11 protein-coding genes are annotated in these 11079 nt (G+C 66.8%); 9 read left to right on the forward strand and 2 right to left on the reverse strand.

Annotated elements, in window-relative coordinates; genetic code table 11:
* Positions 1-11: 11 nt before the first annotated feature.
* The 9 genes from BLR94_RS03920 to BLR94_RS03960 all read left to right on the forward strand — a co-directional run bounded on the left by BLR94_RS03920 (position 12) and on the right by BLR94_RS03960 (position 9772).
* Positions 12-1880, forward strand: a complete 1869-nt coding sequence (locus BLR94_RS03920) for an IucA/IucC family protein (RefSeq protein ID WP_084303159.1) — start codon at positions 12-14, stop codon at positions 1878-1880.
* On the forward strand, positions 1874-2647 hold the full coding sequence (locus BLR94_RS03925) for an HpcH/HpaI aldolase family protein (RefSeq protein ID WP_084303158.1): 774 nt from the start codon (positions 1874-1876) through the stop codon (positions 2645-2647). Before BLR94_RS03920 ends, BLR94_RS03925 begins: the two co-directional genes overlap by 7 nt.
* A gap of 4 nt (positions 2648-2651) precedes the next feature.
* A complete protein-coding gene (locus BLR94_RS03930; RefSeq protein ID WP_084303157.1) occupies positions 2652-4523 on the forward strand; it encodes an IucA/IucC family protein in 1872 nt (623 codons plus the stop codon).
* A gap of 175 nt (positions 4524-4698) precedes the next feature.
* Positions 4699-5574, forward strand: coding sequence for an ABC transporter substrate-binding protein (locus BLR94_RS03935; protein ID WP_084303156.1), 876 nt, complete (start codon positions 4699-4701; stop codon positions 5572-5574).
* The gene (locus BLR94_RS03940; RefSeq protein WP_084303155.1) at positions 5571-6560 is read left to right on the forward strand and encodes a FecCD family ABC transporter permease; all 990 of its coding nucleotides are present in this window, start codon (positions 5571-5573) and stop codon (positions 6558-6560) included. The genes BLR94_RS03935 and BLR94_RS03940 overlap by 4 nt, the downstream gene beginning before the upstream one ends.
* Positions 6553-7584: a FecCD family ABC transporter permease gene (locus BLR94_RS03945; RefSeq protein WP_084303154.1), complete on the forward strand. Its 1032-nt coding sequence runs from the start codon at positions 6553-6555 to the stop codon at positions 7582-7584. Before BLR94_RS03940 ends, BLR94_RS03945 begins: the two co-directional genes overlap by 8 nt.
* Positions 7585-7596: 12 nt before the next feature.
* Complete coding sequence (locus BLR94_RS03950; RefSeq protein ID WP_084303153.1) at positions 7597-8388, forward strand: ABC transporter ATP-binding protein; 792 nt, start codon at positions 7597-7599, stop codon at positions 8386-8388.
* Entirely contained in the window at positions 8385-9155 is a 771-nt protein-coding gene (locus BLR94_RS03955; protein ID WP_084303152.1) for an IucA/IucC family C-terminal-domain containing protein, read from the forward strand. Before BLR94_RS03950 ends, BLR94_RS03955 begins: the two co-directional genes overlap by 4 nt.
* Complete coding sequence (locus BLR94_RS03960) at positions 9152-9772, forward strand: RraA family protein (protein WP_084303151.1); 621 nt, start codon at positions 9152-9154, stop codon at positions 9770-9772. The genes BLR94_RS03955 and BLR94_RS03960 overlap by 4 nt, the downstream gene beginning before the upstream one ends.
* A gap of 161 nt (positions 9773-9933) precedes the next feature.
* Here BLR94_RS03960 and BLR94_RS03965 read toward each other — a convergent pair whose 3' ends face one another.
* On the reverse strand, positions 9934-10236 hold the full coding sequence (locus tag BLR94_RS03965) for a hypothetical protein (RefSeq protein ID WP_084303150.1): 303 nt from the start codon (positions 10234-10236) through the stop codon (positions 9934-9936).
* Positions 10236-11015, reverse strand: coding sequence for an MlaA family lipoprotein (locus BLR94_RS03970; RefSeq protein ID WP_084303149.1), 780 nt, complete (start codon positions 11013-11015; stop codon positions 10236-10238). Before BLR94_RS03970 ends, BLR94_RS03965 begins: the two co-directional genes overlap by 1 nt.
* Between the last annotated feature and the right edge of the window lie 64 nt (positions 11016-11079).

Genomic DNA, 11079 nt, shown 5'->3' on the forward strand with positions numbered 1-11079 from the left:
GGTGTCTATCCATGTCTTCCTTTACTCCCCTTCGCCTGCCCGAACTGATCGCCCATGCCCACGCATGGCTGACCCCGGCTGACCCCCAACGCTACCGCCAGGTGTCGCAACGGGTGATCGGGCAACTGCTGCAAACCCTGCTCTTCGAAGATGTGCTGAGCTATCGTTGCGAGCCACTCGCAGGCGGCCGCCAGCGCTTCATCGTCGAAGGGCGCGATGAGCAGGCCCAGGCCGTGGTCGAGTACCGCTGCCTGGGGCTGCTCAGCGACAGCTTCGCCATCATCCGTCTGGACCCGGCCACCCTGCAGCGTGTCGATGCCCAGGGCCAGACCAGCCAGCCGGATCTGCACCAGGCCCTGGCGGAACTGCTCGGCGCCCTGGCCGACGGCCCGCACATGCCGCGTTTCATCCAGGAGCTGGAGCAGACGCTGCTCAAGGATCTGCAGTCGCGCACCCAGAGCTACCGGCCCGCCGCAGTGCCGCACACCCTGGATGCCGATACCCTGGAGCGGCATTTCATGGATGCCCACAGCTACCACCCTTGCTACAAGTCGCGCATCGGCTTTTCCCTGGACGACAACCGTCGTTACGGCCCCGAGTTCGGCCAGCCGCTGGCCGTGGTCTGGCTTGGCATCGCCCGGCAGTTGGGTTCCGCCAATGGCTCGCGGGGTGTGGATCTGCAGGCGTTCCTGACGGATGCATTCGGTCAGCAGCGCTGGGCCGAGATCGACCGTGCATTGGCCGAGCAGGGCCGTTCTCTGGACGATTACTGGCCAATCCCCGTGCACCCCTGGCAGTGGGAGCAGGTCATCGTGCCGACCTTCCAGGCCGAGCTGGCGAGTGGCGAGCTGCTGTACCTCGGCACCTCGGGGGCCGATTACCGGGCTCAGCAGTCGATTCGCACGCTGGCCAACGTCGAGGAGCCCACCAAGCCCTACGTGAAGCTCGCGCTGAGCATGACCAACACCTCCAGCACGCGCATTCTGGCGCGGCACACGGTGATGAACGGGCCGATCATCAACGACTGGCTGCAACAGCTGATCGCCACCGACGCCACGGCCCGGGAACTGGGTTTCGTGGTGCTTGGCGAGGTCGCTGGGGTGAGTTTCGATTACGCCCAGCTACCGGCCATCCGGCAAAGCCAGGCCTACGGCACCCTGGGGGCGATCTGGCGAGAGAACCTCAATACCTACCTGAAGCCGGGCGAGCAGGGCGTGCCTTTCAATGGCCTCAGCCATGTCGAGAACCGCCACGGCGAAGGTGACCAGAAGCCCTTCATCGATGCCTGGATCACCCGCCATGGCCTGCACGCCTGGGTGCAGCAACTGCTGCGGGTCAGCGTGGCGCCCATCGTGCACATGCTCTATGCCGAAGGCATCGGCATGGAGTCCCACGGCCAGAACATCGTGTTGATCCACCGTGACGGCTGGCCAGAGCGTATCGCCCTCAAGGACTTCCATGACGGCGTGCGCTACTCGCCCGCGCACCTGGCCCGCCCGCACCTGGCGCCGCACCTGGTGCCGCTGCCCGAGAGTCACGCGCGGCTGAACCGCAACTCGTTCATCCTCACCGAGGATGTCGATGCGGTGCGGGATTTTTCCTGCGATGCGTTCTTCTTCATCTGCCTGGCCGAGCTGGCGATCTTCCTGCGTCAGCACTATGGGCTGGAAGAGGGCGAGTTCTGGCGCATGACCGCCGCCGTGGTGCTCGACTACCAGCGCGAGCACCCGCAACACGCAGCGCGTTTCGCCGTGTTCGACGTGTTCGCCGCCGAGTACGAAGTGGAGGAACTGACCAAGCGCCGGCTGCTCGGTGACGGTGAGCGACGCTTCAAGCGGGTGCCCAATCCACTGCACATCCATGGGCCACGCACATGCTGAGAACCAATCGACTCAAGGCGCAACTGGCCGCGGGCGAGGGGACCCGTGGCCTGATCGCGTCGATTCCCTCGCCGGCATCCATCGAGCTGATCGCCGAAGCCGGCTACGACTTCGTGATCATCGATCTGGAGCATGTGCTGATCAACCCGGAAACCGTCGAGCACATGATCCGCACCGCCGAGAGCTATGGGCTCACGCCCCTGGTGCGGGTGCCGGACTTCGACCGCAAACGCATGCTGCGGCTGCTCGACGGCGGCGCCCAGGGCATCGTCCTGCCCCAGGTGGAACGGCCGGAAGACCTGAGCGCGGCGACCCGCGCCTGCAAGTACCACCCGCTGGGCGAGCGCAGCCTGAATGCCGGTCGTCCCGGTGCCTTCGGCAAGGCCAGCCTGGCCGAGTACGTCACCCAGGCCAACGGCCAGATCATGGTCGTGGCCATGATCGAGAGCGTCGAGGGCGTGCGGCGTGCCGCCGAGCTGGCCGCAGTGCCGGGGCTGGACATGATCCTCGAAGGCGCTGCCGATCTTTCCCAGTCGTTCGGCACGCCCTGGCGTATCGACCAGCCCGCCGTGCAGGAAGCGCTGATCGATACCTGGCGTGCCGCCCAGGCTGCCGGCATCCCGTACTGCGCCATACCACGCCAGCCCGATGACCACCTGCGGTGGCTCGAACGCGGCGTCAATACCTTCGTGCTGGGCGACGAACGCGGCATCGCGTTCCGCGCCCTCCAGGCCAGACTGGCCGCCACCTCGACGAGAGGAAACTGATCTCATGACCACCACCAAGCAAGCCATCGCCAACGATCTGGTGATGCAGGACCTGATCGACTGCCTGCTCGCCGAAGACTTCTTCGGCACCCTCGACGCCAACCTGATCGAGCCGGCCGCCTGGCGTGCCGCTCAGCCCGACTCGCCGCTCGCCAGCCTGGAGGCGCCGCACAGGATCTGGCACTGGCACTACGACGCGGCCGAGCAGCGCGGCCTGGCGGTCGCCCTGCGGGCCGGCATCACCCAGGCCTGGGAGAAGGTACCGGGCACCCCGGTGCTCGACGTGCAGGGCGGCAGCACCCGGCTGCTGAGCCCCGATGCGTTCATGGCGCTGGCCCTCAAGGGCGTGAAAGTCGATGCGCTCGACAACCACAAGGGCATCGAGCTGTTCATGGACGTGCTGCGTACCAGCGTCCGGCAGACTGCGCTGTCACTCGATCATCAGGTGCCTACGGGCGGCTTGCTGGAAAAGGACGGTGCCGCCTTCTTCCTGGCCATGGAGCAGTGGGGCTCGCTGCGCGACCGCCCGTTCCATCCCCTGGCCAAGGCCAAGCAGGGCCTGGACGATGCCCAGTACCGGCAGTATCAGGCGGAGTTCGACCAACCCCTGGCCCTCAACTGGGTGGCCGTGACCAAGGGCAGTCTGACCTTTGGCGATGGCGTCGACGGCCTGGACAGCTGCCAGCCAGCCCACTACATCCTCGATACCGAGCAGCGCGCAGACCTGGATGCCGAATTGCGTGCCCTCGGCCTCGCTGACAGCCATGTCGCCCTGCCTGTGCACCCCTGGCAACTGGAGCGGGTGCTGCCTGCGCAGCTCGGCGGCGCATTCGAGCGGGGTGATTGTCAGCGTCTGAACTTCCAGAAGGGCCGCTTCAACCCCACGTCCTCCCTGCGTTCACTGGCTTGCGCGGCGGCGCCGGCCGATCACATCAAGCTGCCGATGGCGGTGTATTCCCTGGGCGCCTCCCGTTATCTGCCCGCCGTGAAGATGATCAACGGCGGGCTGAGCGAAGCGTTGCTGCGCCAGGGCCGGGAGCGTGACGAGGTGCTGCGAGAAACCCTGCACATCTGCGACGAAAGCAAATGGTGGGGGTACATGCCTGACGGCGGCACATTGTTCGACGAGGCGCCCCGGCACCTCTCGGCCATGGTTCGCGGCTATCCGCCGAAACTGCTCGCGGACCCCGCCAAACGCCTGCTGCCCATGGCCGCGCTGGGCACACCGTTGCAGGACAGCGACCGGCATTTCTTCGACGACTGCATCCGCCAGCGCGGCCTGCCTGCGGGCCCGTCCTCGGTGCTGCAGTTGTTCTTTGAGCTGTGCGAGCTGTTCTTCGACGTCAACCTGCGCATGTTCCGCCTCGGCATGCTGGGCGAGGTACACGGCCAGAACGCGGTGCTGGTGTATGACGCGGGCACGGTCAGCGGCCTGCTGCTGCGCGACCATGACTCGCTGCGCCTGTACGTGCCCTGGCTGGAGCGCAATGGCATGCTCGACCCGCAGTATCGGATCAAGAAGGGCCACGCCCAGACGCTCTACCACGAGCGCCCCGAGGATCTGCTGTTCTGGCTGCAGACGCTGGGCATCCAGGTCAACCTGCGCGGTATCATCGACACCCTGGAGCGGGTCTACGACGTGCCGGCCGTGCAGGCCTGGCGCGTGTTGCGTGACGCGCTGACAGGGCGAATCGCCGCCGTGCCGTTCGATGACCAGGCCCGCGCGGTGTTGCGTGGCCAGTTGTTCGAATCCGCCACCTGGCCGCAGAAACTCCTGCTGCGCCCGATGATCGAACGAGCCGGTGGGCCGGGCAGCATGCCGTTCGGCAAGGGGCTAGTCGTCAATCCATTGCAAAGGATCGAGTTTGGAACGTGAGAACCGGGCACCTCTAAAAACTAGCTGCGTTGCCACCGCGGCGTTGAAACCCAGCTCAAAATGCTCATTTACAGCTCGTAAACTGCGCTTTTTCGCCGGGCTTCGCCTTGCGGTGACTGCCTCGCCTACGTTTTTAGAGGCACCCGGCACGGGGTCGTTGTCCAGGCGCACGTTGATGCGCCTGTCCCTGGGAGCGCTCGCTGCAAGTGCAATCCCTGTGGCCAAGGCCGGGACGGCACCGCAGCGCGTCATCACCCTGTTTCAGGGCGCCACCGATACCGCGGTGGCGCTCGGCATTCGGCCGGCTGGCGTAGTCGATTCGTGGAGCGAGAAGCCCATGTATCGCTACCTGCGCGCAGCCCTTACAGGCGTGCCCCATGTCGGCCTGGAAACCCAGCCGAGTCTGGAGGACATCGCCTTGCTCGCGCCGGATCTGATCGTCGCCTCGCGGTTTCGCCACGAGCGCATCCAGGGGTTGCTCGAACAGCTGTGCCCGGTGGTGATGCTGGACGAGGTTTTCGAATTTCAGAAGACCCTGCGCGTGATGGGTGTCGCCACCGCGCGCAGGGTCGAGGCGGATGCCCTGCAGGCGAGCTGGGACGCACGCATCGCTGCGCTCGGGGCTCGTCTGCAGGCGCATTTCGGCGAGCGCTGGCCGCTCAGCGTGTCGGTACTGGATGTTCGCGAGGATCACCTGCGCAGCTACCTGCCCGACAGCTTCGCCGGCAGCGTGCTCGGCCAGCTCGGTTTCGTGTGGAACGAGCAGGGCCGCAATGCCCAGGGCGTGTCCATGAAGCTCAGCAGTCGGGAAAGCCTGCCGGTGGTGGATGCCGACGTGTTCTTCGTCTTCGGGCGTGCCGACAGCCCGGGCGTCCAGCGTCATTACCAGAGCCTGACCGCCCATCCGCTGTGGCAGCGCATGGCGGCACCCCAGGCGGGGCGGGTCTGGTGGGTGGACGGGGTGGCGTGGATCTTCTCCGGCGGCATTCTCGGCGCCAACCGCATGCTCGACGATATCGAACGCACGATTGTGCAGGGCGGCCACTCATGAGCGTCGTCGTCAAACTGGGCATCGCGCTGCTGATGCTGCTGGCCTGCTGTGCGCTGAGCCTGTCCATCGGCGCCAGCTGGATCGCGCCACGCACGGTGTTAGCCGCGCTGCTGCATGCCGACCCGCTGAACATCGAGCAACTGCTGGTCAGCACCACACGGTTGTCGCGCACACTGATGGCGGTGGTGGTCGGAGCCAGCCTGGCGGTGGCCGGCGCACTGATGCAGGCCATGACCCGCAACCCGCTGGCGTCGCCGGGGCTGTTCGGCATCAATGCCGGGGCCACGTTTTCGCTGATTCTCTGCCTGTCGCTGTTTTCCATCAGTTCTGCCGAGCAATGGCTGTGGAGCGCCTTCATCGGTGCGGCGGTGGCCGGGGCGCTGGTGTGGCTGGTGGGCAATAGCGGGCAGGGCGCGCTCAATCCGTTGCGCATGGTGCTCGCCGGTGCGGCGATCACCGCGTTGTTCACCGCTTTCAGTCAGGCACTGTTGGTGATCGATCAGCAGGGCCTGGACACGGTGCTGTTCTGGCTGGCCGGTTCGCTCAGCGAGCGCAGCCTGGAAACCGCTCAGCCGTTATTGATCTGCGCGCTGCTGGCCTTGCTGGTCGCCTGCCTGCTCGGTGCCCAGGTCAACGTGCTCAACGCCGGTGTACAGATCGCCATCGGCCTGGGCCAGCGTACCGGGCTGATTCGCCTGCAACTGGGCGTGCTGGTGGTGATGCTGGCCGGTAGCGCGGTGGCGCTGGCCGGTAGCATCGGTTTCATCGGCCTGATCGTGCCGCACGTGGTGCGCCGCCTGATCGGCATCGACCACCGGGTGATGCTGCCCGGTTGCGCGCTGCTCGGGGCCACGCTGCTGCTGGTGGCCGACATCCTGGCCCGGGTGGTGATTCTCCCGCAGGAAGTGCCGGTCGGGGTGATGACGGCCCTGTTCGGTGCGCCGTTCTTCATTGCATTGGCCAGGCGCGGAGGCCGCAATGCTTGACGTGATGACGTTACGCTGGCGAGGGTTCTCCCGCCGCATCGAGCGCAAGGGCTCGTTACGCCTGCTGCTGGCCGTGCTGTTCAGCGTGGCGGTGATGCTGCTGAGCCTGTGCCTGGGCAAGGTCGTGCTGTCGCCGCAGAGCGTGGTGCAGGTGTTGGCGGGCGAGGGCGGTGCGGCCTGGTCGTTCATCGTCGAGCAATTGCGCCTGCCGCGCCTGCTGCTCGGTGCGCTGATCGGCGGCGCCCTGGCGGTGTCCGGGCTGATCCTGCAGGCCATCGTGCGCAACCCACTGGCGTCGCCGGACCTGCTCGGGCTGTCCAGTGGCGCCAGTGCGGCGGCGGTGCTGTACCTGTCCAGCTTCGCAGCGGTGTGGGGCATGGGCGGCTTGCCGCTGGCGGCGATGCTCGGCGCCGGGGCCGCCGCGCTGGCGGTCTATGCCCTGGCCTGGAAGCAGGGCACGTCACCGCTGCGCTTGGTGCTGATCGGGGTCGGCATCTCGGCGATGCTGGCCGCGGCCACCACCTTCATGCTGGTGTTCAGCCCGCTGACCACCACCTTGTCGGCCTATGTCTGGCTGACCGGCAGCGTGTACGGCGCCGGCTGGCCCGAAGTGCGTGCCCTGGCGACCTGGCTGGCCTGCCTGCTGCCGATCCTGATGCTGCTGTCGCGCCATGTGGTGGTTCAGCAACTGGACGAAGGGCTGGCGCGCGGTATCGGCGTACGCGTGCAGTGGCTGCGCGCCGCGTTGCTCGCCGTCAGCGTGGCGCTGGCCGGTTCGGCCATCGCCTGGGGCGGGGCCATGGCCTTCGTCGGGCTGATCGCCCCGCATATCGCCCGGCAACTGATCCCCATCGGCTTCGCCGCCCAGGCCTGCATGGCGGCGCTGGTCGGCGCCAACCTGGTGATGCTCGCCGACCTGGCGGGGCGCACCCTGTTTCTGCCGCTGGACCTGCCTGCCGGCATCTTCGTCGCCGTGTTCGGCACTCCCTATTTTCTGTACCTGCTGATCAAACAGCGGCAGTGAGGAATCATCGACATGACCGCGATCGCCAGCCGCAACCTGACCCTGGCCTACCAACGCCAGACCATCATCGACGCCCTGGACCTGGAATTGCCCCGCGGCCAGGTCTCGGTGCTGATCGGCAGCAACGGCTGTGGCAAGAGCACCCTGCTCAAATCCTTCGCGCGGTTGCTCAAGCCCCAGTCGGGGACGGTGATCCTCAATGGCGTCGACATCCAGCGCAAACCGACCGCCGCCGTGGCCCGGGAGCTGGCGATCCTGCCACAGATGCCGGTGCCGCCCGAGGGCATCAGCGTGCGCCAGCTGGTCGCTCTGGGGCGCTATCCATACCAGAGCTGGATGCAGCAATGGTCCGCCGAAGACGAGGCCGTGGTGGCCCGAGCTCTGAGCCGCACCGGCCTGGATGAACTGGCCGAACGTCCGGTGGACGCCCTTTCCGGCGGCCAGCGGCAACGCGCCTGGATCGCCATGACCCTGGCCCAGGAAACCGAGCTGGTACTGCTCGACGAGCCGACCACCTTTCTCGACCTGGCCCATCAGATCGAAGTGCTCGATCTGCTGCGCGAGCTCAACCGTCAGGAGGGCAAGACCATCGTCATGGTCCTCCACGACCTCAACCTGGCCTGCCGCTACGCCGATCACATGGTCGCCGTGCACCAGCGCACCGCCTATGCCCAGGGCCGCCCGGCGGACATTCTCACCGAGGCGCTGGTCAAGACGGTGTTCGATCTGGATTGCCGGATCATTCCCGACCCGTTCTTCCATACGCCGCTGTGCATCCCCTTTGGCCGGGACATTCCGCGATGAGCTTCAGCGGCGCGGAATGGGCCAGCCTGTCAGGCGCGCTGCGACTGCGCCGCGAGGAGGAACGCGACCGTGGACGCAGCCTGCCGGCCGCCGAGCTGCTGGACGAAACCACCTGCATCGCGCTGCTGGACCAGCTCGGCCCGGTGATCCTTTCGCCGTCGCGGCGCATCACCGCCTCCCTGCTGGGCAAGCGCCTGTCGTTCCTGCTCACCGGCGCCTGCCTGTACGCCATGTCGGCTTACGACAAGGGCCTGCAACTGTCGCTGGCCAACACCTTCATCGAGTATGGCCACGACGACGGTGTGTGGACGTCGTCGCTGCCGCTGCACAGCCTGGCGGTCAGCCGGGCCGAGCCGGGTGCTCGTGATGACTGGCGCGAGGCCGTGGCCACGCAGCTGTTCGCCGGGCTGCTGCAGCCCCTGTGGGATACCTTCCATGGTGTCACGGGCGTATCGCGGCGCATCCTCTGGGAAAACACCGCGGTGCGGGTGTACTCGCTGTACGAGCGGCGCCTTGCCAAGCTCGACTGCGCCGAAACCGGCCAGCGCTGCGCCGAGGACTTCCACTGGCTGACGGAGCAGGCGCCGGGCAGCGTGTTCGGCCTCGACTACAACCCGCTCAAACACTTCAACCGGCCGCTGACGCAGGTCGACGACGGCGCGCGCGCCGTGCGCTTTCGCAGAACCTGCTGTTTCTACTACCAGGCCAGCGATCCGGTGGAATATTGCTCGACCTGCCCATTGATCCGCCCGAGGGCCTCCCGATGACATGCGCAGCACCCGCCCACCGCATTCCCGCCGCACTGCTCGATGCCTACCGAGGCATCGCCGCGTCGACCATCGGCCACTTTCTGCGTGAGGGCCACATTCACGGCCTGCCACCGCTGGTGGGCGACGTGCACGTCGTTGGCCGTGTCACCACCGTGCAGATCCACGCGCCGGACGGCAGCGTGCTGCGCGATGCCCTGATCGCCAGCCAGCCCGGTGATGTGCTGGTGGTCGCCAACCTGGGCGAGCAGGGCTGCGCCTGCTGGGGGGAGCTGCGTACCCTCGCCGCGCGCATCAAGGGCCTGGCCGCCGTGGTGATCGACGGCCCGGTGACCGACGTGCGTGCCCTGCGAGCGCTTGGCCTGCCGATCTTCTGCAGCGGCGTCAGTGCCTACACCACGCGCTCCCTCGCTGAGCACGGCGCGGTGAACGTGCCGGTGACCATCCGCGGCGTCGACGTGCAGCCCGGCAATTTGCTGGTGGCCGACGACGATGGCATCTACGTGCTCGCGGCCGAACAGGCCGCTGACTTGCTGGAACGCCTGCAGAACAAGGAAGCCGCCGATGCCGCGCGGCGCGCCGAGTTGCAGGCGCGGCTAGACCACGTGCTGGGCTGAGGCCCACCCTACACGCGCTCCGTTTCCCGTCGACCCGCGCTCCGAACGGGGATCGCAATGGTGGATGAGAAAAGCGTCATCCACCCTACGCTCGTGGGAGCTAAGGGTTGGTGGGCTAAAGCCCACCAAGTCCACGAATAGATCGTAGGGTGGACGACGCTTCATCCGTCCACCACCCGGCGATCACAGGATGCAGGCTGGACAACGCTCTGTTTGTCCACCACGGCGATCTCGAGCCCGTGCCCCTGGCTGATCACCCAGCGCAGCAGGCTGACCAGCGGCACCTTGTGATCGCGCGTGGCGCCCCAGATGGACTGGTCTTCGCAATACAGCTCGGTATAGCGGCTGAGCACCAGGTGGCGGCCATCGGCGTCGAGGCGCAGTTCGAGTTCGCGGCAGTGCAGCGATGCGCTGTCCGGCGTTCTGATCCGCCGATGCAGAACCAGCACGTCGTCGTTGTTCATCATTGCACTCCGTTCTCGCAGCCGTGAGCCAGGTCCAGCTCGGTGCCGAGTTTTCCTTCGCTCACGAAGTGCGCCCGGCGCTCGGCCACGGCGTTACGCAGCGCCACGTAATAGTCAGGCTCCTTTCTCAGCTTGTCGGTCAGCGGCAGGGCCTCCGCGCGGCCATCGACGATGCCGCCGACGGTATTCACCGTGCTAAGGGTTTCCACCGTATCGCTGCTGCCGAACGGCGACACCGCGAAGCTCAGCACCTTGCCCGTGGCGTCACGCAAATTCCCGGTGCCCAGCAGCGGCAGTTCGACGATAGGGCCGTTGGCGATATGCCACACACCGAAGGTCTGGCCGAAGTCGGCGTCGTGGCGCTCCATGCCCAGCCGCCCGGACACATCCACCAGGCCGACGATGCCCACCGTGGTGTTGAGCGCGAAGCGGCCCACCGTGGTCACCGAACGCCTCCCGTTGCCCTGCAGCAGGTCGTTGATGAACACCTTGGGCTCGCCGAAGTTGGCCACGAAGTTGTGCACGCCGCTCTGCACGAAACCCGGCAGGTGCCGATAGCCCCGGGCGACCGGCGACAGCACGTAGTCATCCACCGTCCTGTTGAAGGCGAAGATGCCGCGGTTGACCGGCTCGGCAGGGTCACGGGGTTGGTAGGCCGCCGCCTGACAGGCGGCGCTGCTGCCGGCTGGTGGTGAGCTCGCGCAGCCACTGGCAAGTGCCACGGCAGCGGCGAGCGAAAGGGTGCGGACGAAGGGGGTAACGAGGGTGATGGTCGGCATGCTGAAACCTCGATGGGGACTGCACCCATGTTGCCTCCGAGGTTTTGCTCGAGAATTTCTCCAC

This window comes from Phytopseudomonas flavescens (assembly GCF_900100535.1).
Lineage (GTDB): Bacteria > Pseudomonadota > Gammaproteobacteria > Pseudomonadales > Pseudomonadaceae > Aquipseudomonas > Aquipseudomonas flavescens.